The organism is Enterococcus sp. DIV1337a (genome assembly GCF_051712285.1).
Lineage (GTDB): Bacteria > Bacillota > Bacilli > Lactobacillales > Enterococcaceae > Enterococcus > Enterococcus faecalis.
The window spans coordinates 1,276,388-1,301,845 of sequence record NZ_JBIOOP010000001.1 but is presented as its reverse complement, the minus strand read 5'-3'; the positions used below and the strand labels follow the sequence as shown (position 1 = coordinate 1,301,845).

Sequence of the window (25,458 nt, the reverse complement as noted above, 5' to 3'; positions counted from 1 at the left end):
CCGTGTTAGGCTTACTAATAAACCCGTTAAAGGTGGTGAGAGAGATGAATAATTACGATTTATGGAAATGGGTTGCAGGTAAACGAACCGAAAAAAATAAAAATGAAACCTATAGCGCCAAAAATTGGTGGTATGTTTTACTAATGCTCGGTGTATTTGTAGGAATCATGTTGTTGTATTATTTAATCTCTGTGCTTTGGAATTAAGGGGAATTGATAAAACAGACAAAAAGATGTTGTAATTTCGAGTAAAAATTGTTACTATAAGGATAAGAAGAAAACGATTGCAACAAGGGGTTGCAAGAAAAGAGTATGTCACTGGTTCGACCAGGCAGAACTCAACAGACAACTGTTATAAATCTTTACATGGGTTAAGGATGACAGTTTGTTTGTTGAGTTTTTTTCGCGGTTTTTTATAGGAAGAAGGGGTTATATGAAAGTCAAACAAATACTAAATAACAATGTAGCGATTTTAACAAAAGGAACCAATGAGGTAATCGTCTATTCTAAAGGAATTGCTTTTCGAAAAAAAGTAGGCCAATCAGTTTCTAAAGAAGAAGTAGACAAAGTCTTTGTGTTAGACTCGGCAGATGTTTTAGAGCATTTTAGTTATTTGTTAGCGAATACAGAAGAATCATTATTTGAAATTGTTCGTAGCATTATTTTACGAGCGGAGGAACTTTTTCAAAAAAAAGCAACTGATTACCTGTATTTAACGCTTTTAGATCATATTGACTACGCCCTGAAACGTGGTAAGAAAGGCCAATATATTTCCAATCCTCTTCTTTGGGAAGTACGGCGCTATTATCCGAAGTCCTATCAATTAGGAGTAGAAGTAGTGGAACGATTAAACAAAGAATACAACGTTTCATTTCCAGAAGACGAAGCAGCCTCAATTGCGCTACATTTAGTAAATATCCAAGAAGCTGTTCAAAACAGCCAAGAGAATGAAAAAGTCACAGAAATTATGAAAGATATTGTGTCCATCGTTCAATACCATCTTGGTACACCAATCAACCATGAATCCATTAATTACACGCGTTTTATGCAGCATTTACAATACTTCGTCCAACGGATTTTAACCAATGATACGTATAGTGAAAACGATTCTGAGTTATATCAACAAATTTCACAGCTCTACCCAGAAGCTTATGGTGCGGTGAAAAAAATCGAATTGTATGTCATTGGCACTTTTGGAAAACTGATTTCTGAAGATGAAAAAACATACTTAATGATGCACATTCATCGCATGACTGAACGAACAGAAAAGCGAAAAGAAAGCGATGTGTAGAAAATGAAATATGAAACATTTTTAAAAGAATTAATTGCCTTAGTTGGCGGGCCAGCAAATATTGATAGTGTGGCACATTGTGTCACGCGCTTGAGATTTCAATTAAAAGATCGTAGTAAAGCCAAAACAGCCGAAATCCAAGAAATGAAACAGGTGATTGACGTTATCGATAATAATGTGGCTTATCAGGTCGTTGTTGGCACACAAGTGAAAGATATTTATCAAGAATTATTACCTATGTTAGGAATAGGGGAAATAACTACAGACGCACCAAAGAAAAAGACTAATCCATTCAAAGCAATTGTCGATGTCGTGAGTGAAACAATGACACCCTTAATCGAACCGATTTTTGTTGCAGGGATTTTGGCAGGCTTTTTATCATTATTTAAATTACTTGGAATTATCCAAGAAGACAGCTCAACGTTTATTGTGTTAAACACAATTAGTACCGCTGCTTTTCAATTTTTACCAGTATTTATTGCAGCATCGGCAGCTAAACGTCTCAAAGCAAGTCCCTATTTAGCCGTTTTGTTAGCAGTTACGTTGTTATCTGATTCAATTGATGGCGTCAAAGGTCTGAGTATTTTTGGCTTAGGACTACCACAAATCACGTATTCAAACAGTTTTGTGCCAATCTTTTTAGGTGTTTGGTTTATGGGAATTTTAACTGAACGCTTTAAAAAATGGATACCTGATGCTTTGCAATATTTTTTAAATCCATTACTAATTATGCTGATTACCTTACCAGTAACATTATTGATTTTTGGACCATTAGGTACATGGATTGGCGATGCATTGTTCTTCGTTTGTGATATTTTACAAAATACTGTTGGTTCATGGGCTGTAACAGCCTTGTATGCCGCTTGCCAACCATTCTTAATTTTATTGGGTGCTGGTAATTTTGTTATGCCTGTTATTATGCAAATGTTAAGTGAGCAAGGTTATGATAGCATCTTTTTACATGCTTCAACAATTTCAGATATTGCTGTTGCGGGAGCCATGTTTGGTTACTTCTTGCGTGCTCGTCAAGCAAAACAACGTGAATTATTTGGCTCAGTTAGTTTTACTGCATTGATGGGAGTGACGGAACCTGCTGTCTATGGTGTATTCGTAAAATTCCGTCGGCCATTTATCGCTGTAATGATTGGCGGTGGTTTAGGAGGCCTAATTGCTGGACTGCTGAAAGTCAAAACTTATGGCTATGTGTGGGGCCTAACTAGTTTACCTTCTTATTTAGGTAAAACAAATGATACGAAGAACTTTATGGCTATGCTAATCGCAGTAATTGTCGGTTTTGTTGGTGCAGCGGTTGCTTCGTTTATCCTAGGGATTCCATCAGAAGAAAATGAACAACCTAAAGAAACAAAGACGAACAAAACAACACAAAAAGAACGACTACTAACCAAAAATCCTGTTTTTGCAGCAATTAAAGGAACCGTCATCCCTCTAAGTGAAGTAGAAGATGCGGCTTTTTCAACAGAAGCATTAGGTAAAGGTGTTGGAATCGTTCCAACTGATACCGAAGTGGTTGCACCTTTTTCTGGCGAGGTTGTTTCGGTTTTCCCGACAAAGCATGCCATCGGACTTAAAAATGCAGACGGTGTAGAACTATTGATTCATATCGGTATTGATACTGTTTCTTTAAATGGTAAAGGTTTCACTGTCCATGTGACAGAAGGCGAGCACGTTCAACAAGGACAATCATTAGTCACCGTTGATTTTGATTACATTCGCCAACAGGGACTTTCAGATACTGTTATTTGTGTAATTACCAATACGAATGAATTTTTAGATGTTATCGGAACGACAGGAGAATGTACTTCGTATGATCAAGAAATGCTAAATATCGTGGTATAAAAAGGAGACACTTATCATGAAAAAAGAAAAATTTTTATGGGGCGGCAGTATCGCCGCTCATCAATTAGAAGGCGCTTATCAAGAAGGCGGCAAAGGCTTAGCAATCATGGATCTGGTTACGGTGGGTGCCGTAGATCAGCCGCGAGAAATCACCCAGACCATTGAGGCAGACAAGTATTATCCTTCGCATACTGGCATTGATTTTTACCATCGCTATCGGGAAGATATCGCCTTATTTGCAGAAATGGGTTTTACGTCACTCCGTATTTCCATCGATTGGTCACGAATTTTTCCAAAAGGAGATGAAGCCGAACCGAATGAAGAAGGGTTGTTTTTCTATCATCAAATCATTGATGAATTACTCAGTCAGGGAATCGAACCAATTGTCACTTTGTATCATTTTGAAATGCCAGTTCATTTAGTCAAACAATATGGTTCATGGAAAAATCGGAAAGTTATTGATTATTATTTGCATTACTGTCAGACTGTTTTTGAAGCGTTTAAAGAGAAGGTTACTTATTGGTCTACTTTTAACGAAATGAATCACCTTGATCCCTCGTCAAACGCTTCTGAACCTTTCACCTATATTTTGACAGGTTTAGAATACGATAAAATCCAAAATCGACCACAAGTGTTAGCTGAAATTGGCTATAATATGACACTTGCCGGAGTTAAAGCCGTTCAATTAGGCCATGCAATTAATCCTGATTTCCAAATTGGTTGTGTTTTTGGGTTGACACCAGCCTATGCAAAAGATTGCCATCCAACGAATGCGTTAAACTCATTAAAACAAACAACTCGTGATTTTTATCAGATAGATGCAATGTGCAATGGAGCCTTTCCACTTTATAAACAAAAGGAATACAAGAAACTTGGACTCCACATTACTATTTCGCCCGAAGATCAGCAAGCATTTTCTGAAGGTAAAATTGATTGGATTGGTTTAAACTATTATGCTAGCGAAGTTGCGAAATTTGAAGGAGATGACGACGCTGAAAGTTCTCTATGGGGTGGCACTCAAAATCCTCACTTGGAAGTTTCTAAATGGGGTTGGGCAATAGATCCTATGGGTATTCGTTATTTATTAAATATGCTTTACCAACGTTATGGGTTACCAATTATGATAACGGAAAATGGCTTAGGAGCGGTTGATGTTTTTGAAGATGGAACTGTGCACGACACCTATCGTATTCATTATTTGCAACAACATATTGAGCAAGTCCAAAAAGCCATGACAGAAGATTTTATTGAGGTAATTGGTTATTTAACTTGGGCACCGATTGATTTAGTCAGTGCCACAACAGGTGAAATGAAAAAACGTTATGGCTTTATTTACGTGGATAAACATGACGATGATACAGGAACATTAGACCGTTATCGGAAAGATTCTTTTTATTGGTATCAACAATTAATTAGAGATTATCCGCAAGGTTGTTAAAAAGAAGAAACAAATCATTTTAAACCTAAATATATCTAACTAAACAAAAGAACAGCAAGAAGTAGTTATCGCTTCTTGCTGTTCTTTTTCTTAATAAAAAACAAATGATTTCCTGTTGTATTTGTCTGTTCATTTGTAGTATGATTGAGTCAGTTTTAAAGGAAACATGCCAAGTATGGAAGACCATACTTGACACGCATTGACTAATTAAACATGGGGAACGTTGCCATAAGTTGATGTTCCAGTCAATAATGCAAGTAAATCAAACATAGCATGTACCTCCTTTAATTGATAATCAAAGTATAACATCTTTTAATGAATTTACATAATAATACAAGTGGAGGTCTGTTCGTGAAGGTAGCAGGAGACAAAATAAAACAAGCGAGAAAACTTAAAAAAATCACACAAACAGAGCTGGCTAATGGCATCTGTACGCAAGCAACAATTAGTAATATTGAAAATCGTAATCTATGTGACAGTTTAGATATTTTCTCATCTATTTGCCTCCGATTAGATTTAGAAGTAGAAGAATGCATGATGATTTCTGAAGAAAAGAAAATTGAAAATCTACTAAACAAAATTGAGGATTTATCTTTACGCTTATTTCACTTAGAGGCCTACAATTTATTACAAGAAGTGCCTGAAGGTCTTATGTTATCTAATAATGAACTAACGACTAAATTGTTATATTATAAGGGGATTACTTGTTTATTAGGAAAAAAAGATAAAGCAGAGGCCTTGTTTTATCTATACCGCGGGGCGGAAATTGACCGTAAAGTCAATATTTACAACATTTTAAGCCTGAATGCGCTAGGTACGCTATATGAACTGGAAAAAGATATGAGAAAAGCGCAAGTCTATTACGAAAAATCATTACAAGAATTGGAAGATTTTAAATTAGAATGTTCCTTAGAGCGTTGTAGAATTTATTATAATTCTGCTAAATTCTACTCGGAAATAAAAGACTACCAAAAAAGTGTCATTTTAAGCGAAAAAGGGATTCAGATTTGTCGGGATAAACACTCCATTTACTTGCTAGATTATCTTTTATATGAAAAAGCCTTTAACAAACAAATGCTCGGGGAAGACACAGCCGATGACTATCGCCAAGCCTATTATTTTACGCAATTTTTTGGCAATACAGAAGTCCTGCAATATATTGAGAAAGATATGAAAGCTTTTAATATTTCCTATTAATTTTAAGCAAAAAGCCGATAAAAGCTGAAAACTCAGTTTTTATCGGCTTTTTGAAAGTCTAGGCAAGTTGCTTTTAAAAATCAGCAGTCACGGTTACGATAAGCAAGACGAAGTATTTAGGAGGATTTAAAAATGAAAACAGTAATGTGGTTTAGACGTGATTTACGATTACAGGATAATAAAGCATTAGCACATGCGTTACGAAATTCTGCAACTGATGAATTGATTTTATTATTCCAAATGAATCCTCAACAATTTATTCAAGAAAGTGCTAATCATAACGCTTTTTTTGCAAGTTTAGCCTCGTTTAAAGAACGAATCGATCAAGAGGCACATTTACAAATCATGGTCGGTGAACCGTTAGATTTATTTTCACGTTTGAAACGCAAATTACCCGATTGGCAAGCTATTTATTTTAATGAAGATACTTGTGGCTTTGGGGCAAAGCGGGACCAGCAAGCTATGCGCTTTTTTGAAGAAAATAATATTCAGTCTTTCTCTTTTCAAGATGCCTATTTGCATGGCTCTGAAGAAATTAAGAAGAACGATGGCAGCCAGTACCAAGTGTTTACGCCCTATTACAATAAATGGAAAGAGGCGCCTAAAGAAACACCGATTCCTGTGTTCTATACAGCTGAAAAAATTTTTAGTGCGTGCCTTTTTCCAGAAGAGGAAGCAATATATCGTGAGCAGATTGCGAGGATTCCTTTAACACACTATAGTGTCGGCGAAGAAACGGCCAGAAGGCGCTTAAATACTTTTATTGATCAAAAACTTCAGTCCTATGAAAATAAGCGTGATTTTCCTTACCAGGATCAAACGAGTCATCTGTCTACTTTTTTAAGAACGGGAGAACTTTCGATTCGCACCATTTGGCAAGAACTTGCATCTGCACCACCTAGTTTAAGTAAAGAAACCTTCAAAAAAGAATTAGCTTGGCGCGACTTTTACAATATGATCTATAGTACGTTTCCACACCAAAAAGAGGAAGCTATTCAAGAAAAATTTCGTTATATTCAATGGGTAAATGATCCAGAGATGTTTGTCAAGTGGCAAAAAGGGGAGACTGGCTACCCTATAATTGATGCCGCAATGCGGCAGTTGAATCAAACTGGTTGGATGCACAACCGCTTGAGAATGATTACTGCCTCTTTTTTGGTTAAAAATTTACACATCGATTGGCGTTGGGGTGAAAAATACTTTCAAAAAATGTTGATTGACTATGATGCGGCCAATAATATTGGTGGCTGGCAATGGGCTGCTTCAACAGGAACGGACGCTGTCCCGTATTTTCGGATTTTTAATCCAATTATCCAATCAAAGAAATTTGATAATGACGGCCAGTTCATCAAAAAATATGTCCCAGAACTTAAACAAGTGCCACAAAAGTATATTCATCAACCAGATCTAATGAACGAAGCCTTACAAACGCAATATCATGTTCATTTAGGAGAAAATTATCCAAAACCCATTGTCGATTATGCATTAAGTAAAAAACAAACATTGTTTCTATATGAAGCGAGCAAAGAAATTCATCAAGAAATGAACAATACAACGTTTAAATAAACAGTAAACCCAACTAGCTCAGCAAACTAGTGTTGCGGTTAGTTGGGTGAATTGATTAGTCGAAAGAGAAGTGACAAGTTATCGGCTAAAGTTTTTCATTTTATTCTAGTTAACATAATATACATTATACAAAGTAGAGTAAAAAGCATTGAAAAGCAAACAAAACCAGTCTTTAATTTATCTAGACTGATTTTGTCATTTACGTTATAAAAATTATGTTTGTTAATTAAATTTTCTTTGATTTTTTGCTGCAGTTTTTTATTGGTCATTCATCATTATTGATTGATCGCAACAGTCGTGTCTTCAGTCGATAGACCTGTCATAGAGGTACTATCGGAAAATATTTTTTCAACTTCTTGTTCTGATAAAATATTTTCTTTCTTAGGCATTGAAATCGTCGCTTTTTTGGCTTTTTGTGTAATGCTAATTTTACTAGATAATGATTCAAGTCCCATGTCAACGTTCTTGTCTTGTTGCGGTTTCACATTAATCAACATATTTGTTTTATTTTCTTTTGTATTAACAGAAACTTTAGCAGAAACATCTTTGACTTTTTCGAAAGGATCTTGTTCTTTACCTTTCTCAGATGTTTCTGTCGTAATTTTGATTAACTTTTGTAATTCTTTTTTTGTAAACGTATGGGTAATGGTGTCCCCTTTTTTCTCGAACGCATCCTTGTCTAATCCTTCTAAAAACTCTTTGTATTCCTTAGCAGACTGTTTTCGTTCTTTTTCCGATTCTTGATACTCTTTGATTGTATCTTGCCATTCTTTCGTACTTTCCTCGTTCATGGCTAAAAGATCAATGTATTTTCCTTTTAGTTTTTCTGTATCTAACTGAGAACTGTCAATAGCACCGTCAGTCATTGAGTCTGCGACAGCGACAATATATTCCATCATATCTGTTGCTAAATAGAGTTTTGGCTCTTTGCCCTCGTTATCTAATGATCCAATCAATGAAATCGGTACATCCATGCCCATCGCTTTTAATTTCATCTCTAAGCTGAATGCTTTTTCTTTTTTGGCATCTACTTGAATCTTCCCAGAAAGCGATGCGTCTTTGATTTGCGTGATGAGCATCCCAATCATAGGATTCGTTTGTGCACCATCTTCTTGTGAAAATTTCATGTCACTAATTGACATAGAGAAATCCCAAACCCCAGATTCTTGTGCGTTTTGATTGCCAATCCCTTGAATGAACTCGTCTTTCGCACTTTTGCCACAGCCTGTCAGTAACAAAGCTGAACAGAAAACGCCTGCGATAATCCCCACTTTTCTTTTTAACACACTTTTTCCCCCTCATTATATAAAAAATTAATTCCCTTTTATTAAGAATAGCAAACATTGCTTATAAATAGCAATGTTTAATTTTAGATTTCCTCTCTTTTAATAAGTGGGATTGATTTAATCTTTTAGGTTTGAATCATTAAGCTGTATTATTTTTAAAATAAAATTGTTTTTCACCAAAAAATACTGGGAAAAGTTCTGCTAAACTGCCAGCTAAAGGACCTTCTCGCAATTCTTTTTCAGTGACCCAAAACAAGGGTTGTTCCGTTTCTTCTGGTAGTTCATCCGCTGTTTCTGCAATGAATAATGTGGCTAATTCGCGGGCACCCGAACAATCATTCAGCCATTCTGCAACACCTACTAATTGTGGCTTCAGCACTAATCCTGTTTCTTCAAGGAGTTCGCGAACTATGGCTGTTTCCATGCCCTCGTTTTTTTCAACATGTCCGCCAGGGAACGTCCAACCAGGCCAATCCTTTTTTTGTCGTTCTTGCACAAGAATTTCGTTTTTCTGATTTCTAATCATACATAATGTTGTTAATTCCACTTCAAAATTCCGATTCATTTGGCACCTCATCATTTTTTTCCTTTGTTAAGGTTACGATACAGAAAAACAGAGAAAGATTCAACTAAGAATTTTCTCTGTTTTATCATCTAGCTCTTTAATAAGTCGTATTGCGATTGATATAAATGATGATATAACGCATGTTTTGCCATTAGTTGATCATGAGATCCTTCTTCCACAATACGACCACCATCAATATAGAAAATTTTATCGCTATTTTTGATAGTAGAAAGCCGATGAGCAATAATAAACGATGTCCGTCCTTTCAGAAGTTGTTGTAGTCCTTCTTGTAACAATTCTTCTGTTTTTGTATCAATACTGGAGGTTGCTTCGTCTAAAATTAAAATTTTGGGATCTGCCAGTAAAGCACGAGCAAATGAAATTAATTGGCGTTGTCCTGCTGAAAGTGTACTACCCCGCTCTTCCACAACTGTTTCATAGCCATCTTTTAAATCCTTGATAAAGTCGTGCGCACGAACAATTTTTGCGGCTTGGATAACTTCTTCCTCTGTGGCTGCTAAATTTCCGTACCGAATGTTTTCAATGATCGTTCCTGAAAAAATAAACGTATCTTGAAGCATTACCCCCATTTGTTTTCTTAGCGAACGGAGTGTCACATCGCGAACATCATAACCATCAATTTTAACGGCCCCTTCATTCACATCATAAAAACGACTTAACAAATTGATGATTGTGGTTTTACCCGCACCTGTTGGCCCAACCAAGGCGATTGTTTGTCCTGGCTCAATATGAAAACTAACATCGGTCAAAATATTTTTTCCTTCTTCATAACGGAAATAAACATGCTGAAAGTCGACGGTTCCTTTAATTGGCGGCAACTCAATAGCATTCGGCGCATCTTGAATTTCTGGAACAACATCCATTGTTTCAAAAATCCTTTCCAAATAGGCAGTTGCAGTAATCAGAGAATTGTAGAAGTTACCAATATTGATGACCGGATTCCAAAAGTTATTGATATAACCGATAAAAGCAATTAGCGTCCCAGTGGTAACGGACACACCTAATTGACGGATTCCTACAAAATAGATAAAACAAGTCGTAATGACGGATATATTTTGAACTGCTGGCCATAGCAAATATTGGACACGCACAGCTTTCATAAAAGATTGACGATATTCTTCACTTACCTCGTTAAAAATCTGGAAATTTTCATCTTCTCGTGCAAAAGATTGTGTAATTTTAATTCCTGCAATACTTTCGTGAATATAGGCATTTAAGTTTGATTGTTTATTGCTAAGCTCTTGGTAAGCTTTCCGTTGTTTCCCTTGGATAAACAGAACCATCACGAACAACACAGGCAATAGCAGCAAACTGTACAAGGTTAATTTCACATCAATAAATAACATGAAAATTAAGGTAATAAGCACATTAAATAAATCAGAAATTAAATTTATCAGTCCGTTACTTAGTAAATCACTTAACGTATTGATGTAATTGACCACCCGAATTAAGATTTTTCCGTGCGGCCGACTGTCAAAATAAGAAAATGGTAATTTTTGTAGATGCTCAAAAATTGAAAAACGCATATCTTTTAAAATATCTTGTCCAATTTCTGTGATGGCATATATTCGATACCGCATACACCAACCAATAATCACCAAAGAAAATAGGAAAATAGCCCCTAGTATCAAGAGTAACGAGAGATTCTTTTGTGGAATTACTTGGTCAATCGCAATTTTAGTAAAGTAAGGGCCTAACATACTTGCAAGATTAGCTAATATGATGACAAATAACGTTTTAAAAACAGCTTTTTTGTAAGGCTTAATATAAGCGCCTAATCGTTTATAATGGGACCAATTAAATTCTTTTTCTAAAGTCTCATCCACATCAAACGTATTTCTAGCCACGCGACTCACCTTCCTTTGTCAGACCTAATTGTTTTTGATATACGTCAAAATATTTGCCTCTTTGTTCGACTAATTCGCTATGCGTACCGCTTTCTACCACACGGCCTTTTTCCATCATCAAAATTAAATTGGCCTCTCTCACAGAAGAAATTCGGTGGGCAATAATAAATGTTGTTTTCTTTTCCGTCAAACGGCCTAGTTCTTTTTGGATTTTTGATTCTGTTTCCATATCAACAGCTGAAGTTGTGTCATCTAAAATTAAAATAGCTGGATCTTTAGTTAAAGCACGTGCCAGTGAAATCCGCTGTTTTTGGCCACCAGATAAGCCAACGCCGCGTTCACCAACAATTGTTGCGTAACCTTCGGGCATTCTGGAAATAAAGCTATGGGCATCAGCAATTTCAGCCATCATTTGCACTTGTTCCAAGTTAGCCAGTGCATTACCAAAAGCAATGTTATCTTCTATCGTATTGGAAAAAAGAAAGACATCTTGCATAACCATGGAGATATTTTCTCGCAATTTACGAACAGAATAGCTTTTAGCATCTTTTCCATCAATATAAACAGTGCCTTTTGTTGGATCATAGAACCGAGCGATTAAGTTAACTAAAGTGGTTTTGCCTGAGCCAGTTTCCCCTAAAATACCAATTGTTTCACCAGGTTTTGCTGAAAATGAAACATCCGATAAAATGGGGGTTTCTGGATCATCTGAAAAATGAAAGGACACGTGTTCAAACGTCACATAGCCTTGGATTGGTTTTGCTTCTTTTTCCCGAGCAATGGGAATCTTCGGTTTCGTTGCTAATAACTGACGAATTTTAATGGACGATGCCGTAAAGCGTTGGACATCATTGATCAACCAGCCACTCATTCGCATCGGCATGTTCAACATCCAGAGAAAGCCGTTAAAGGCCACTAAATCACCAATTGTCATCCGACCTTGAATCACAAAGAGGCCACCAAGAACTAAGGCAATAACATTTAAACTACCTGCAAAACCGTCTAACCACGGTAAATATTTTTTAGAGACATCTGCGGAAGCCATATTCCATTTTTTATAGTCTTCATTGTGCTTGTTAAACTTTTCAATTTCATAAGGTTCTTGAGAAAAAGCTTTAACCACCCGATTTCCACCAATATTTTCTTCGACCATCGAATTTAGCCGAGAAAAACTTTCCCGAATCTCAAAAAATACCGGATGCGATTCCTTCGACATTTTTTGTGTTAACAGAAAAATCAAAGGCGTAATTAAAATTAATGCCAGCATCAATTGCCAATTGATCGTCCCCATCACAATCACGGCTGCGATGAACCATAAAATACATTCTAAGAGGTTATAAGTGACCCAAGAAACGAAATGGCGGATAGCATCTGTATCCCCTGTCATTCGCGCCATAATGTCGCCAACACGTGTATGATTAAAGAAATCAAAATCTAATTCTTGAAGTTTGACATACATATCTTTTCTTAAGTCAAATAACGCAGATTGTCCAACCGATTCAAACAAGACTTGATAACTATAACGAACAACTGTCCGAATAACGGTTACCCCAATCATAATCCCAAGAATTGGGACAAGCTCTTCAGTTTTCCCCTGATTGATTACTTGGTCTACGATTCTGCCAGATAACAATGGAATAATAACAATTAAAATAGCGTTAATAACGACAAAAATAACAGCTAGCAGTAACTTATTCTTATTCTTTTTAGCATATTGCCAAATCCATTCAAAACTATTCATTTTCTCCCCTACTCTCTCTTGTTTTTATGGACGTGTATAAGATTACTGTTTTTTTATAGGAAAAGAAATGGGCATTCTTGTATATTTTGATGTACAATATAGTATAGAAAGCGGATACAAGTAGGAGTGATTTTTTATGAACTACACAAATAGTCGAACGTTTAATCCTGAAATTTTATATGCCTTCGATCCTTGGAACGAAGAGACCCACCCTTATAATTGCCATCATCATGAATTTCTGGAAATATCTATTCTTTTAGAAGGTGAATCTGAATATATTGTGCAAGAGCAACAGTACCATGCCACTGCTGGTACGGTGTTTCTTTTTAATCCGCGAACGGAGCATGGTGAGCAACAAAAAGCAGGAACTTACTCACATCAACTACACATTGGCATTTCAAATCTCTATTTAGAAGGCTTAGCGCGAAACGTATTTCCAAATAAATCAGCTTTATTAGATTTAAGTCATTTACATGGTACTTTTTTAGAAAAAGCTTGGCAAATTGTTCATGAATTAAACCATCAAGAAGTTGAATCAGCGTTACAAATTAAAGCTTTAGTTATTGAACTATTGGTTTATATTTTAAGAAGCTTAGCAGTTGATCAAGAAAATAAAATTGAAACTCGGCTATCGAAAACGGAAAAAAGAAAACGAAATTTAGTCAATCATACGATTTATTATCTGGAAACCCACCATGACGAAGAAATAACTTTGGAACAGTTAGCTGAAATGTTATATGTTACCCCGACTTATTTGTCGAAAACCTTTAAAGCGGCCACAGGCGTTGGACCAATCAATTATTTAATTCAAATCCGCTTAAACCATGCGAAAGAATTGCTGAAAAATGATTCCTTAAGTGTCAAAGAAGTAGCAAAAACGGTTGGTTACGAAGATGCCTATCATTTCAGTAAATTATTCAAAAAATATTATGGAAAATCTCCTTCACAATTTTAAGATAAAAAAACAAGGAATCGTCGGCTTCATTGCGTCCGTTTCCTTGTTTTTGCTTTACGTTGACTCTTTTAACTGTTTCGTCATTGTATAATCGGTATGGCGTTCATTTCCCATATAAAAATCATGTTCATCTGTTTTGACGAAGCCCAATGATTGATAAAATTTTTGCGCTGGATGATTATGTTCCCAAACACCTAGCCAAACCGTCTCTTTTTCTGCTTCTTCTGCTAATTCAATTGCTTTCGTAATCAAATGTTTGCCTAAGCCTAAACGCTTAAAAGATTTACGAATATAAATGCGCTCAACTTGTAACGCTTGTGGATGTTGATAGGTAATCTGAGCATCACCGTGATTTAATTTCACATAACCTGCAAGTTCATTATTATAAAAAGCAAAGAAATATTGCGAATCTTTATGTAAGATTTCGCTTTCTAAAACTGCTGGACTAAATTTCCTCTCAAAATGTGCCTGTAAATCCTCTTCGTTTTCGCCATCTCCATAAGTATCTGCAAAAGTCTCTTGGCAAATGGCCTCTAATTCTGGTACGTCTGCGACGGTACACTCTCTAATAAATACTGACATACTAAAACTCCTTTGTAGATTAAATCAACTGTTTAATTAAAATTAAACAAGGATTCCAAGCGTCCCATAATGTCGGAAAAACCTCCAGGCGCTTAAAACCCAATGATTCGTAAAAACGAATAGTATGATATTAACTTGTCTGGCGAATAACGTCAATCTTTTTGCTTTGTTTACATAATAAAATTATTGTAATCTCACTTCTTTTTATTAAGTAATAGCATAGGTAGTTTAAAAATGTAAGCTAGTCATTTATTTTTTATTATTTCCTTAAAACGACGCCTTTTCTCGCTAAATCTGCCCTTCCTTTATTTTTTTCTGTTAAACTAAACGTATTAAGTCTATGAGGAGCGTGCGTATATGGATTATTTGAACACCTACAAGCGGTTGCTAGCATTGGCGGATGCAGGTCTTTTTTACGGGAAAGATGCTTTTGATCAAGAACGTTACCAAGAACTACGAGAACTTACGTTACAACTTATTAGCGCAACCGGACCCGAAGCGACTGTTTTGTCCGACTTAGAAAAAATCTTAACTAAAGAGGAAGGTTATCCAACACCGAAAGTAGATGTGCGTGGTTTGATAAAAAAAGAGAATCGTTTTTTATTAGTTGAAGATTTACGGACCAAAGAATGGTCATTACCTGGTGGCTATGCCGAAATTGGCTGCTCCCCTAAAGAAAATATTGAAAAAGAAGTATTGGAAGAAACTGGCTTAGTTGTTACAGCAAAAGAATTGCTTGCTGTTTATGATACAGATAAACGAAAAGACATTCCTCAACTATTTCAGTACTATAAAATGATCTTTTCTTGTGAGATTTTAGAAAATCATCCCTTTGAAAAAAACGTTGAAACCTCGAATTGCGCTTATTTTTCTTTAGATAATCTCCCTCCTCTTTCTGTCAAACGAACAACGAAAGAGCAATTAATGGCATTAATGAACCAAACAACTGGAGCGCTTAGTGACTAACAAAAAGGATGAAGAACGGAGGTTCTTCATCCTTTTTCTCTTATTAATTACATATTTTCTAAAGCAGCTTGGGCTAATAAGTTTAAGTAGTTCCATGGGCGATCAAAATGAGGTTGGAAGAAGAAATCAGAAATCGCTAAATCTTCGACAGTCATTTTATTTTGGACCGCTAATGATAAAGTATTGGCAGATTGTGTGATATCATATTTAGACATCAATTGACCACCAACAATGCGTTGTGTTCCTTTTTCATAGACTAATTCCATCAGAACTTTTTCAGTTGTTGGCATAAACTCTGGACGATAGTTATCTTCGAAAACAGTCGCTTCGACATCCAGTCCGTTTAATTTGGCACTTTCTTTTGTCACACCTGTGGAACCAATTTTCCAACCGAATAAATATAAACCAGAAGTTCCTTGTGTGCCACGATAAGCCAATTTTTGTTCAGTCAAATTACGACCTACTAGCATACCTTGACGGACAGCATTCGTTGCTAACGGGATATAATTTTTTGTTTGACTTGGGTTGTAGTGAACAACTGCACTATCACCCGCAGCAAAAATATCAGGATTGCTTGTTTGCATATACTCATTGACTTCAATTGCACCATTTGGTAACATGTCAACTTTATCTTTTAATAATTCTGTATTTGGACGGAAACCAACACACATAATCACCATGTCTGCTTCAAATTCTTGACTTGGTGTAATAACTTTTGCCACTTTGCCTTGCTCATCCGCTACGAATTGTTGGACATTTTCACCTAAAGCTAAATTAACACCACGATCAACTAATTCTTTTTCTAAAACATCTGTGAATGGCTTATCTAAATATTTATTTAAAATGCGGTCTAATCCGTCAACTAAAGTGACTTGTTTCCCTGATTCTACAAAAGCTTCTACTAATTCAATACCAATATAACCGCCTCCAACGACAACGACACGTTTGGCATCTTTCGCTTTTTCGATAATCACGTTGGCTTGTGAATAGTTCTTACATAATAAAATATTTTCAGCATCAATTCCTGGAATTGGTGGAATAATTGGCCAAGAACCAGTTGTCATCACTAATTTATCATAAGAAACGGTCTCTGTTGCACCCGTTTGTAAGTTTTTCGCTGTAACAGTTTTGTCGTCCACGTTGATTTCTTCAACATTGTGTTCCATCTTCACTGTTGCTCCTAAAGAAGCCAGTTCTTCTGGATTTGAATAAAATAAATCAGCAGCATTTTTAACTACGCCTCCAACGTACAAGGCGATTCCGCAAGATAGGAAAGAAATATTGTCATTTCTTTCATATACAGTGACTTCGGCCTCCGGGTGATTTGCTAAAATACTTTTAACTGCTGAAGTTCCAGCATGGGTACATCCTACGACTACGACTTTCATGTTGTAAATCCCTTCTTTCACAATCTTTGTTTTGCAGAGGTGACGTCTCCCTCTGTCTGTTTAAAATATATCAGAGGAATCAAGCTTATTCGAGTTCTATGCTTGTGAATTACATATAAAAAAATTCACAAACCATTACTAATTCTTAATAATAGCTAGTTAATTTTTTGTTTTTAAGAATTTAAAAGTCAATAACCATACAAAAAAACAAGCATAAGAGTGAAAACTCTTACGCTTGTGAAATTTGCCTAGACAAGTGACTTATCTTTTGATAAATTTTTAACAGTATGTAATTTTTTACACATTCTCCTGTTGTGCTTGTTGGCAGTCTGGACATAATCCATATAATTCTAAACGATGTTCATTAATTTCGAAGCCTGTTAATTTACTAGCGGCCATTTCAACGTCCTCTAACCCTGGATAATGAAAATCAACGATTTTACCACATTTTTGACAAATCACGTGATAATGTTTCTTCGAACTAAAATCAAAACGACTAGATGCATCGCCATAACTCATTTCTTGAACGAAACCGATTTCAGTAAATAAACGTAGATTGTTGTAAACCGTTGCTACACTCATATTTGGAAAATGATCTTCTAATGCGCGATAAATTTCATCAGCTGTTGGGTGTGTATGATTTTCGATTAAATATTCCAAGATAGCATAACGTTGCGGAGTAATTCGGATATTGGCTTCTTTTAATTCAGCAAGTGCATTTTTAACCAATACGTTGTCCATCTTTGTATCCCTCCCCTGTCTATCTTTCTTAAATAATACTATTTCTTATTACGATTGACAAGAATTATTGTAGGATTCTCGTGGAAAAAACGAGCATTTTACTAAACCAAGAGAAATGCTCGTCTTTTTCCATGTTTTTTATTCTGAAAATTCATAAAGAGCTGTCGAAAGATAACGTTCACCGTTATCTGGAACTAGCGCTAGGACACGTTTTCCTGCGCCTAATTCGACTGCGAGATCAATAGCAGCTTTAATTGCTGCCCCTGCTGAAATCCCCACAAGGATGCCTTCTTTTGGCCCCATTAAACGAGCAGTTTCTAACGCGTCTTCACTAGAAACAGCGGCAACTTTTTGATAAACGGTGGTGTCTAAAACGTCTGGGACAAAACCAGCGCCTATTCCTTGGATTTTATGTGGACCTGGTTCGCCACCTTCTAAAACGGGCGACTCAGTTGGTTCTACTGCAACAATTTCAATGTCTGGAAAAATCCGTTTCAATTCATGGCCAACTCCTGTAACGGTTCCTCCAGTGCCAACACCAGAAACAAACGCATCTAAGCCACGTTTACCAAAGACATCAACAATTTCTTTTCCTGTTTTTTGTTCATGGACCATTGGATTAGCTGGATTATTAAATTGCAAAGGCATGAAGTATCCGTGTTCTTTTGCTAATGCTGTGGCTTTTGCAATTGCCCCTTTCATTCCTTCGGCACCAGGGGTTAATAATAAATCAGCCCCATATGCTTGCATTAATTTGCGGCGTTCAATACTCATAGTATCTGGCATCACAATCTTAACTGGATATCCCAACGCAGCACCTACCATTGCTAACCCAATGCCTGTATTACCACTAGTCGGCTCAATAATCGTTTGTCCAGGTTTTAGGCGACCATCTGCTTCAGCTTGTTGGATCATGCTTAAAGCAATTCGATCTTTCACACTGCCACCAGGATTAAAGAACTCTAGTTTAACAAAAACATCTGCAGCTCCTTCTGGTACCATCCGTTTTAATTTCACAACTGGGCTTTGACCAATTAACTCTGTTACTGATTTTACATAACCTTTAGTCATAATCCTACATCCTCCAATTTTACAAACAATATAATAATTCTTTCTCTAAGCATAGCTCAAAAAAACGATTTCTACCAGAAAAACGAATTTTAGTTTGTGAAAAATTAAATAAAAAAACGGATTATACTCATCAAATAATTGCTGCTGGCCCTACCTATTTTCACGATAAAAGACCTTACAAAAACTACTGCTTTTGTAAGGTCTTTCTTCAACTAAATAATTGCAAAATTAACCGATTTGGATGGTTTGACCCACCGATAAAACAGAATCCAATGTTAATCCATTTAGTGACATTAAATTATCAACTGTCGTTCCAAAACGTGCAGCAATGTCCCACAATGTGTCGCCGTTTGCGACAGTGTAACTTTGACTAGCTACAGTTTCTGCTGTTGCTGTTGCAGAAGCCGCTGTATCGATTGTTGTATCAACGGTTCCCGTTGTATCTGAATAACTAGTGGTTTGAGCGACTGGTGCTCCCCAATCATATTGCGTTAAATTATATGCTTCAATTAACCAATTCAATTTTTCGGCATAGCCTGGATCAGTGGCATAACTTCCAGCTAAAGCGGCTGTTGCATCGCGATAACTGCTAGTATTACTCTTCCAAACGCCTGAATAATGGTATGTATCCCCAAAAGCAGTGGAACGAATAACATTGGCATGATCTTGGAACGATTCCGCATAAGAATTATAACTTCTAAATGCTGCTGTGACGGTCACCCATTGTCCGTCTAAATATTCTTTTGTTGGCATATAAACAGATTGTCCATTATAACTTCCTTTGACACCAAACAAGTTATAGTTTGGTGCAGATGCTAACCCAGAACTACCATAACTACTTTCTAGCAACGCTTGAGCAATCATGACGGAAGCATACATATCATTGCTATTGGCAACGGCTGCTGCTGAATTTCCGATTTCATTAATAAATGCTTGCTGGCTTGATTCTGCTTGGGCAGGTACCGCAGCACCAACCACAGGTGCTAAAATCATTGAAGTCCCCGCAACGGCGGTAGCACGTTTATAAGCTTTTTGCTTTTTAAGAGCTTTTTGAATATGTTTACTACTTCTTGTTAACTGTTCGCTCATTCATTTTTCCTCCTCACTATCTCACTTTTCTATTTTACCGTTAATTTCCTATTGAAACAAGAAATAAACGTATTAAATTTTGAGTTTTAAAATTTCTGTAATGTAATTGAAATCTTGTTTGTATTTAATTAACCCTCTCTATACTTGTGAAAACAACCACTTCTTCTTTTCGCTTTGATGAGATTTTTGTTATTTATCCTCTTACTTTTCTTTATTTATTGTGATAAACTTTTTAATGGACTTGTCACTTTTTGAACAAACTTTATAAGAGAAGTCTGCTTTTGTAGTCAAAACAACTATTACTGTGTAGTTTTTGTATTACAAAATGAATTACATAGAAATGTAGGTGGTTAGATGAAGAAACAACAATCGGGTTTAACAAATCAAGTGACGTTTTTATTAGCGTTAACTTGCGGGATCGTGGTCGCCAATATGTATTATATTCAACCAATCGGCACCCAAATTGCTCAGGCCTTTCAAGTCAGTATTGGTTCTATTGGTTTTGTTACTATGCTGACTCAATTAGGGTATGCGCTAGGATTACTTTTTCTGGTTCCATTAGGCGATGTCGTTGATCGCCGCAAATTAATCATTCGCGTAGCTGTGCTCTCCTCGCTGTCTCTAAGTGCTGCGTTTTTTGCACCAAGTTTTCTCCTTTTCGCACTCTCTTCTTTTTTTATTGGGTTGCTCTCTATTGTCGCCCAAATTATTATTCCTTATGCTGCGGTCATGGCGGGACCAGCGAACCGTGGTAAAGTAACGGGTCGAATGCTGGGCGGACTATTGACAGGGATTTTATTGTCTCGAACGATCTCGGGTTTCATTGCTAGTGCAGCTTCTTGGCGAACAGTCTACCTAATCGCCGTAGTCTTCGTGTTAGCATTGGTCGTTCTACTCCAAATAAAATTGCCCAAAACAGCGATACATACTAAAACTTCAAATCGATTAACTTATTTAGGTTCTTTGAAAAGTCTTCCTATGCTAATCAAATCGCAACCTTTGTTAAGAGAAGCAACTGTCAATGGCTTTTTTATGTTTGCAACCTTTTCAATTTTTTGGTCTACGTTAATTTTCTTTGTTAGTAGTCCAGCTTATTATTGGGGACCGAAAGAAGTCGGTATTTTAGCAATTTTTGGTTTATCGGGGGCTTTCGTAGCACCCATCATTGGTCGTCTATCCGATTATTATCCAGAACGTAAGATTGTTTTGATTGGCCTGCTGATGCAGTTCGGTAGTTTTATCTTACTTTTTCTAGGTGGAACACACGTGGTTTTGCTAATCTTAGCAATTATTGTTTTAGATATCGGTACTCAATTCGGACAAGTAGCCAATCAAACACGCGTGCAAAATTTGGGAGAAGAAGCCAGCAATCGTAACAATACAGTCTTTATGTTTTTCTATTTCATCGGCGGTTCACTAGGTTCATTGATTGGTACATTAATGTGGCAAAACTATGGTTGGTCCGGTGTTACTTTAACTGGTATTGGGTTCCAATTGTTCGCATTATTTTTTCATTTTATACTCTTCACTCCCAAAAAGAAATGAAGTAAAAAACCTGAATGCGATCAAAAGCATTCAGGTTTTTTATTGTTTATTTATAGTGATTTATAGGTATTAACCACATTTTCAGGAGTAAAGCCGAATTTTTCAAGAACTAGACCGCCAGGTGCAGAAGCGCCGAAGTGATCAATTGTAATTGTTTTACCTTCCGTCCCTACATAGCGCTCCCAACCAAAACTTGCTGCAGCTTCAATCGCCACACGTTTTGTCACAGCTTTAGGTAACACACTTTCTTTATATTCAGCAGATTGTTTTTCAAACAAATCAAAACTTGGCATTGACACGACAGATACATCGATGCCTTCTTCCGCTAATTTAGCTTGTGCTTCCACTGCTAGATTTACTTCAGAACCAGTCGCAATTAAAATCCCTGCTGGTTGTTCACCTTTTTGTGGTGACAATACATAAGCACCTTTTTGAACAGAATCAGAAGCGTGTTCTAACGTTCCTTCTAAAACAGGTAAGTTTTGACGACTTAAAACTAAAATAGTTGGTGTTTCCGTAGAAGTCATAGCAATTTTCCAAGCAGCAACAGTTTCATTGCCGTCTGCTGGACGAATCACATGAACATTTGGAATGCAACGAACACTTGCCAATTGCTCGATTGGTTCGTGTGTTGGCCCATCTTCGCCCACCGCAACAGAGTCATGCGTTAAGACGTAAGTTACAGGAACTTTTTGTAAAGCGGCTAAACGGATTGCTGGACGTAAGTAGTCAGTAAAGACAAAGAATGTTCCTCCATAAACATGGCTACCGCCGTGTAATTGAATCCCGTTCATTGCTGCCGCCATTGCAAATTCGCGAACACCAAACCAAATATTACGGCCTTCATATTGACCAGGTTCGAAATCTTTTTCTGCAGCAACCATTGTATTATTTGAAGCAGATAAATCGGCAGAACCGCCCCAGAAACTTGGAACAACTTTTGAAATAGCTTGAATCGTTTCTTTACTTGTTACACGACTTGCAGCACTTGTTCCTAGTTCATATTTAGGTAATTCTTGTTCCCAACCTTCAGGTAATTGGTTAGCAAAAGCTTCTTTAAATTGTTTGGCTAATTCTGGGTGCGCATGTTCATAGTTCTTAAACATCTCATTCCAAGCGTCTTCTGCTTTTTGGCCTTCGTCAATCATCGTTTCTTTAAAACGAGCAGCGACTTCCTCTGGCACAGTAAAGTCAGGATATTCCCAACCATAAACAGCTTTAGCCGCTGTAATGCCCTCTTCACCAATTGGCGCGCCGTGAACGGAAGAAGTTCCTTCTTTTGGTGCCCCGTAACCAATGACTGTTTTAACTTCAATCAATGTTGGTTTATCTGTTTCAGCTTTGGCCGCTTCAATCGCAGCCTCAATTTCATCTAAATCATTGCCATCTTTAACTAAAATATGTTGCCATCCGTATGCTTCATAACGAGCACCAACATTTTCAGTAAAGGCTTTAGAAGTTGGTCCATCTAATGAGATGTCATTTGAATCGTACAAGACAATTAATTTTCCTAATTTCATATGACCAGCCATTGAACTTGCTTCTTGAGAAACACCTTCCATTAAATCGCCGTCACCACAAATTGCGTACGTATAATGATCCATAACAGGGAAACTATCACGATTATAAGTTGCAGCTAAATGTGCTTCAGCCATTGCCATACCAACAGCCATAGCAATCCCTTGTCCTAAAGGTCCCGTTGTTGCTTCAACACCATCTGTGTGGTGCACTTCTGGATGCCCTGGTGTTTTACTATCCCATTGACGGAAATTTTTCAAATCGTCAATTGTTACGTTGTATCCTGATAGATGTAATAAGCTGTACAACATCGCAGAACCGTGGCCTGCTGAAAGTACAAAACGATCACGATCAACCCAGTTTCTAGAAGTTGTTGGATTCACCTTTAAATGTTTTGTCCAAAGTGCATACGCCATTGGGGCAGCACCCATTGGTAAACCAGGATGTCCTGAGTTCGCTTTTTGTACGGCTTCAATACTTAATGTCCGGATTGTATTAACGCCCAATTGATCTGTCTTGTCAAACAAAAAAATCATCTCCTAATTTAGGTTTTTTTTACCTTTATTCATAGTGTAGCTTATTTCGACAATGAAAGCAATTACTTTCTGTTGTGAAGTCCTTTTTCACGTTGAATTTGTTTTAGTTTTTCAGGAGTCACATCGGTCCCTTCTTGATCCACGACCTTCATTCCTTCAATATGGTGACGCATCCCTCCACGAAATGCCTCTAAATACTCTTTACGTAATTCTTGTTGTTCGACTTTTTCTTTTGCACTAAGTTCTTCCACTTTTGCTTTATTCGCTAATTCATTTATACGGGCAATTTTTTCTTTCGATAACATCAAAATCCCTCCTTACTCTCACTGTCTATATTATAAGAACTCCCTTAAAAAAACAACTATATTCTGATATTTATAAAACACGAACGCTTGTTTGATTTCGTTCGCATTTTATGGTACACTAATTTTATCAATTGAAAGAAGGTGCGGGTTTTGGCGAAACGTACAGAAACAAGACAATTAGAAGTACTTAAATATATATACGAACAAGTCGAATTAAAGGGCTATCCGCCAACCGTTCGCGAAATTGGGAAGGCTGTTGATTTATCCTCAACTTCTACCGTTCACGGACATTTAGCTCGTCTTGAAAAAAAGGGTCTAATCTTACGTGACCCAACAAAACCGCGAGCAATCGAATTAACACCAGAAGGCTTGGAAAAGATCGGGATTCAACCGACAACTATTCCGATGTTAGGTGTCGTAACTGCTGGTGAACCAATTTTAGCGGTGGAAGAAGCATCAGATTTCTTCCCGTTACCTCCTGATTTACGTACAGAAGAAAATGCTTTATTTATGTTGACGATTCGAGGAGAAAGTATGATTAACGCAGGTATTCTGGATGGCGACCAAGTGATTGTTCGGAAGCAATCGAACGCCAATAATGGCGACATCGTAATCGCAATGACCGATGAAGATGAAGCAACCTGTAAACGATTCTTCCGAGAAGTAGATCATATCCGCTTGCAACCTGAAAATGATGCCTTAGCGCCTATTCTTTTAGATAACGTCACAATTTTAGGTAAAGTTGTTGGTTTATATCGCAATCACATTTAATAAAAAAGGAAGTCACTCTGTTGAGCGGCTTCCTTTTTTGCTTGTTAACAAGTGAATAGCCTTGTGGGCTTCCTCGATAACCTCTTCTTCAGTTTCTACAGAAAGTAGATAATTTAAGGCTTCTAAACTTTGCTCAGGTTCTCTTTTTGCGAGCTGACCTAACGACCAAGCAGCTGTTCCGCGAATGACGGGGCGCTGATCATTTAAACAGAGAATAATTTGTGGGATGGCTTCACGGCCACCCAAATTTGCTAACGCAATTAACGCATTCCGTTGCAACGGCTTTTTACCACGCCAAGAGCCTGCTAAATGTCCGAATTGCTGTTTAAACTCTTTATTGGAAATAGTTAATAACGGTGTTAATTTGGGATAAACTTCCTCAATCTTTGGTTCCATCTCTTCATGAAAATGAAAATCTTTTCCTTTATTGTAGGGGCAAACGAGCTGACAAATGTCGCAACCATAAATGACGTTACGCATTTTTTTCCGATACTCTTCAGGCATCATGCCTTTTGTTTGCGTTTGATAAGACAAACACTTTTGAGCATTCATTCGACCGTCCCCTAACAATGCTCCTGTAGGACATCCTATGATACAACGAGTACAATCACCACAACCATTTGGCACAGGTTCATCTGGTTCAAATTGAATATTGGTGGTCACCTCACCTAAATATACAAAGGAACCAAATTCTTCGGTAATCAGTAGACCATTTTTACCAATGAATCCTAAACCCGCCCGCTGAGCAACAGCGGTGTCAACATATTCGCCAGTATCCACTTGCGGTCGAAAGCGCCAGTGTTCTTTTTCTGCTTCAGTGGCAGCTTGCTCTTCAATAAAAGCAATTAATTTTTGTAACCGATCCTGTAAAATATGATGATAATCAATCCCCCAAGAAGCTCGCGCAAACTGTCCACGCTTTTCATCTCTAGGCATTTTTTCCTGAGCTTTGGTGGGATAAGCTAAAGCAATGGAGATAATACTTTTAGGATGCTCAAATGTTTTTTCTGGGTAGATTCGTTCTTCCACATTTTGATGTTCAAAGCCCGAATTATATCCTCGCTCTCGTTGTTCGTGCAGAGAATCTTCTAATTCAATAAATGGTTCAGCATGAGTAAAGCCGATTTTATCGATGCCTAAACGTTGACTCTCTTGAATAATTTTTTCTTTCAATGTCGGCATT

22 protein-coding genes and 1 pseudogene are annotated in these 25,458 nt (G+C 37.0%); 10 read left to right on the top strand and 13 right to left on the bottom strand.

Annotated features, from left to right (window positions below; translation table 11 throughout):
* The first annotated feature begins 44 nt into the window (after window positions 1-44).
* The 6 genes from IGL49_RS06310 to IGL49_RS06285 all read left to right on the top strand — a co-directional run bounded on the left by IGL49_RS06310 (window position 45) and on the right by IGL49_RS06285 (window position 7,348).
* Window positions 45-206, top strand: coding sequence for a hypothetical protein (locus IGL49_RS06310; RefSeq protein ID WP_010827425.1), 162 nt, complete (start codon window positions 45-47; stop codon window positions 204-206).
* Window positions 207-432: 226 nt separating this feature from the next.
* On the top strand, window positions 433-1,290 hold the full coding sequence (locus IGL49_RS06305) for a PRD domain-containing protein (protein ID WP_104854852.1): 858 nt from the start codon (window positions 433-435) through the stop codon (window positions 1,288-1,290).
* Between the two features lie 3 nt (window positions 1,291-1,293).
* The gene (locus tag IGL49_RS06300) at window positions 1,294-3,147 is read left to right on the top strand and encodes a beta-glucoside-specific PTS transporter subunit IIABC (RefSeq protein WP_104854851.1); all 1,854 of its coding nucleotides are present in this window, start codon (window positions 1,294-1,296) and stop codon (window positions 3,145-3,147) included.
* Window positions 3,148-3,163: 16 nt separating this feature from the next.
* The gene (locus tag IGL49_RS06295; protein WP_104854850.1) at window positions 3,164-4,585 is read left to right on the top strand and encodes a family 1 glycosylhydrolase; all 1,422 of its coding nucleotides are present in this window, start codon (window positions 3,164-3,166) and stop codon (window positions 4,583-4,585) included.
* A gap of 315 nt (window positions 4,586-4,900) precedes the next feature.
* Window positions 4,901-5,782, top strand: a complete 882-nt coding sequence (locus IGL49_RS06290) for a helix-turn-helix domain-containing protein (protein ID WP_162782477.1) — start codon at window positions 4,901-4,903, stop codon at window positions 5,780-5,782.
* A gap of 132 nt (window positions 5,783-5,914) precedes the next feature.
* Complete coding sequence (locus IGL49_RS06285; protein WP_104854848.1) at window positions 5,915-7,348, top strand: cryptochrome/photolyase family protein; 1,434 nt, start codon at window positions 5,915-5,917, stop codon at window positions 7,346-7,348.
* A 275-nt stretch (window positions 7,349-7,623) separates the two neighbouring features.
* On the opposite strand, the gene IGL49_RS06280 is transcribed toward IGL49_RS06285, so the two are convergent.
* The 4 genes from IGL49_RS06280 to IGL49_RS06265 all read right to left on the bottom strand — a co-directional run bounded on the left by IGL49_RS06280 (window position 7,624) and on the right by IGL49_RS06265 (window position 12,808).
* Entirely contained in the window at window positions 7,624-8,634 is a 1,011-nt protein-coding gene (locus IGL49_RS06280; RefSeq protein ID WP_104854847.1) for a hypothetical protein, read from the bottom strand.
* A 139-nt stretch (window positions 8,635-8,773) separates the two neighbouring features.
* Window positions 8,774-9,199 (bottom strand): NUDIX domain-containing protein, encoded by a 426-nt coding sequence (locus tag IGL49_RS06275; protein WP_104854846.1) that lies wholly within the window; start codon window positions 9,197-9,199, stop codon window positions 8,774-8,776.
* Between the two features lie 89 nt (window positions 9,200-9,288).
* Window positions 9,289-11,067 (bottom strand): ABC transporter ATP-binding protein, encoded by a 1,779-nt coding sequence (locus IGL49_RS06270; protein ID WP_104854845.1) that lies wholly within the window; start codon window positions 11,065-11,067, stop codon window positions 9,289-9,291.
* A complete protein-coding gene (locus tag IGL49_RS06265) occupies window positions 11,060-12,808 on the bottom strand; it encodes an ABC transporter ATP-binding protein (protein ID WP_104854844.1) in 1,749 nt (582 codons plus the stop codon). Before IGL49_RS06265 ends, IGL49_RS06270 begins: the two co-directional genes overlap by 8 nt.
* Window positions 12,809-12,944: 136 nt before the next feature.
* On the opposite strand from IGL49_RS06265, the gene IGL49_RS06260 reads away from it, so the two are divergent.
* Window positions 12,945-13,763 carry a helix-turn-helix transcriptional regulator gene (locus IGL49_RS06260; RefSeq protein ID WP_104854843.1) on the top strand — a complete coding sequence of 273 codons (819 nt, stop codon included), beginning with the start codon at window positions 12,945-12,947 and terminating at the stop codon, window positions 13,761-13,763.
* 54 nt (window positions 13,764-13,817) lie between these two features.
* Here the strand turns inward: IGL49_RS06260 and IGL49_RS06255 are convergent, their stop codons facing one another.
* Both IGL49_RS06255 and IGL49_RS06250 read right to left on the bottom strand, forming a co-directional pair.
* Window positions 13,818-14,345, bottom strand: a complete 528-nt coding sequence (locus IGL49_RS06255) for a GNAT family N-acetyltransferase (protein ID WP_104854842.1) — start codon at window positions 14,343-14,345, stop codon at window positions 13,818-13,820.
* A gap of 19 nt (window positions 14,346-14,364) precedes the next feature.
* Window positions 14,365-14,469 (bottom strand): annotated as a pseudogene (locus IGL49_RS06250) (GNAT family N-acetyltransferase); the annotation flags it as partial.
* Between the two features lie 233 nt (window positions 14,470-14,702).
* Between IGL49_RS06250 and IGL49_RS06245 the strand changes: the two are divergent.
* Entirely contained in the window at window positions 14,703-15,311 is a 609-nt protein-coding gene (locus tag IGL49_RS06245; RefSeq protein ID WP_104854841.1) for an NUDIX hydrolase N-terminal domain-containing protein, read from the top strand.
* 47 nt (window positions 15,312-15,358) lie between these two features.
* Here the strand turns inward: IGL49_RS06245 and IGL49_RS06240 are convergent, their stop codons facing one another.
* The 4 genes from IGL49_RS06240 to IGL49_RS06225 all read right to left on the bottom strand — a co-directional run bounded on the left by IGL49_RS06240 (window position 15,359) and on the right by IGL49_RS06225 (window position 19,600).
* On the bottom strand, window positions 15,359-16,699 hold the full coding sequence (locus tag IGL49_RS06240) for an NADH oxidase (RefSeq protein ID WP_002361833.1): 1,341 nt from the start codon (window positions 16,697-16,699) through the stop codon (window positions 15,359-15,361).
* 297 nt (window positions 16,700-16,996) lie between these two features.
* The gene (locus IGL49_RS06235) at window positions 16,997-17,440 is read right to left on the bottom strand and encodes a Fur family transcriptional regulator (protein ID WP_002357560.1); all 444 of its coding nucleotides are present in this window, start codon (window positions 17,438-17,440) and stop codon (window positions 16,997-16,999) included.
* Window positions 17,441-17,578: 138 nt separating this feature from the next.
* Window positions 17,579-18,511 (bottom strand): cysteine synthase A, encoded by a 933-nt coding sequence (cysK, locus tag IGL49_RS06230; RefSeq protein ID WP_104854840.1) that lies wholly within the window; start codon window positions 18,509-18,511, stop codon window positions 17,579-17,581.
* Window positions 18,512-18,739: 228 nt separating this feature from the next.
* Window positions 18,740-19,600, bottom strand: coding sequence for a glucosaminidase domain-containing protein (locus IGL49_RS06225; RefSeq protein WP_002357562.1), 861 nt, complete (start codon window positions 19,598-19,600; stop codon window positions 18,740-18,742).
* A gap of 354 nt (window positions 19,601-19,954) precedes the next feature.
* On the opposite strand from IGL49_RS06225, the gene IGL49_RS06220 reads away from it, so the two are divergent.
* Window positions 19,955-21,145, top strand: a complete 1,191-nt coding sequence (locus IGL49_RS06220) for an MFS transporter (RefSeq protein WP_104854839.1) — start codon at window positions 19,955-19,957, stop codon at window positions 21,143-21,145.
* A gap of 50 nt (window positions 21,146-21,195) precedes the next feature.
* On the opposite strand, the gene tkt is transcribed toward IGL49_RS06220, so the two are convergent.
* Together tkt and IGL49_RS06210 are read right to left on the bottom strand one after the other, a co-directional pair.
* Window positions 21,196-23,190, bottom strand: a complete 1,995-nt coding sequence (gene tkt / locus IGL49_RS06215) for a transketolase (RefSeq protein ID WP_104854838.1) — start codon at window positions 23,188-23,190, stop codon at window positions 21,196-21,198.
* 71 nt (window positions 23,191-23,261) lie between these two features.
* The gene (locus IGL49_RS06210) at window positions 23,262-23,504 is read right to left on the bottom strand and encodes a DUF896 family protein (RefSeq protein WP_002384502.1); all 243 of its coding nucleotides are present in this window, start codon (window positions 23,502-23,504) and stop codon (window positions 23,262-23,264) included.
* Between the two features lie 150 nt (window positions 23,505-23,654).
* On the opposite strand from IGL49_RS06210, the gene lexA reads away from it, so the two are divergent.
* Window positions 23,655-24,275, top strand: a complete 621-nt coding sequence (lexA, locus tag IGL49_RS06205) for a transcriptional repressor LexA (RefSeq protein WP_002357566.1) — start codon at window positions 23,655-23,657, stop codon at window positions 24,273-24,275.
* 12 nt (window positions 24,276-24,287) lie between these two features.
* Here lexA and queG read toward each other — a convergent pair whose 3' ends face one another.
* Complete coding sequence (gene queG, locus IGL49_RS06200; protein WP_104854837.1) at window positions 24,288-25,457, bottom strand: tRNA epoxyqueuosine(34) reductase QueG; 1,170 nt, start codon at window positions 25,455-25,457, stop codon at window positions 24,288-24,290.
* Window position 25,458 lies beyond the last annotated feature (1 nt).

Excerpts from the sequence above, each read along its gene's own strand:
- IGL49_RS06310 (WP_010827425.1), top strand. The coding sequence starts at position 45 with ATGAATAATTACGATTTATGGAAATGGGTTGCAGGTAAACGAACCGAA.
- IGL49_RS06305 (WP_104854852.1), top strand. The coding sequence starts at position 433 with ATGAAAGTCAAACAAATACTAAATAACAATGTAGCGATTTTAACAAAA.
- IGL49_RS06300 (WP_104854851.1), top strand. The coding sequence starts at position 1,294 with ATGAAATATGAAACATTTTTAAAAGAATTAATTGCCTTAGTTGGCGGG.
- IGL49_RS06295 (WP_104854850.1), top strand. The coding sequence starts at position 3,164 with ATGAAAAAAGAAAAATTTTTATGGGGCGGCAGTATCGCCGCTCATCAA.
- IGL49_RS06290 (WP_162782477.1), top strand. The coding sequence starts at position 4,901 with ATGAATTTACATAATAATACAAGTGGAGGTCTGTTCGTGAAGGTAGCA.
- IGL49_RS06285 (WP_104854848.1), top strand. The coding sequence starts at position 5,915 with ATGAAAACAGTAATGTGGTTTAGACGTGATTTACGATTACAGGATAAT.
- IGL49_RS06275 (WP_104854846.1), bottom strand. The coding sequence starts at position 9,199 with ATGAATCGGAATTTTGAAGTGGAATTAACAACATTATGTATGATTAGA.
- IGL49_RS06265 (WP_104854844.1), bottom strand. The coding sequence starts at position 12,808 with ATGAATAGTTTTGAATGGATTTGGCAATATGCTAAAAAGAATAAGAAT.
- IGL49_RS06260 (WP_104854843.1), top strand. The coding sequence starts at position 12,945 with ATGAACTACACAAATAGTCGAACGTTTAATCCTGAAATTTTATATGCC.
- IGL49_RS06255 (WP_104854842.1), bottom strand. The coding sequence starts at position 14,345 with ATGTCAGTATTTATTAGAGAGTGTACCGTCGCAGACGTACCAGAATTA.
- IGL49_RS06245 (WP_104854841.1), top strand. The coding sequence starts at position 14,703 with ATGGATTATTTGAACACCTACAAGCGGTTGCTAGCATTGGCGGATGCA.
- IGL49_RS06240 (WP_002361833.1), bottom strand. The coding sequence starts at position 16,699 with ATGAAAGTCGTAGTCGTAGGATGTACCCATGCTGGAACTTCAGCAGTT.
- IGL49_RS06235 (WP_002357560.1), bottom strand. The coding sequence starts at position 17,440 with ATGGACAACGTATTGGTTAAAAATGCACTTGCTGAATTAAAAGAAGCC.
- cysK (WP_104854840.1), bottom strand. The coding sequence starts at position 18,511 with ATGACTAAAGGTTATGTAAAATCAGTAACAGAGTTAATTGGTCAAAGC.
- IGL49_RS06225 (WP_002357562.1), bottom strand. The coding sequence starts at position 19,600 with ATGAGCGAACAGTTAACAAGAAGTAGTAAACATATTCAAAAAGCTCTT.
- IGL49_RS06220 (WP_104854839.1), top strand. The coding sequence starts at position 19,955 with ATGAAGAAACAACAATCGGGTTTAACAAATCAAGTGACGTTTTTATTA.
- IGL49_RS06210 (WP_002384502.1), bottom strand. The coding sequence starts at position 23,504 with ATGTTATCGAAAGAAAAAATTGCCCGTATAAATGAATTAGCGAATAAA.
- queG (WP_104854837.1), bottom strand. The coding sequence starts at position 25,457 with ATGCCGACATTGAAAGAAAAAATTATTCAAGAGAGTCAACGTTTAGGC.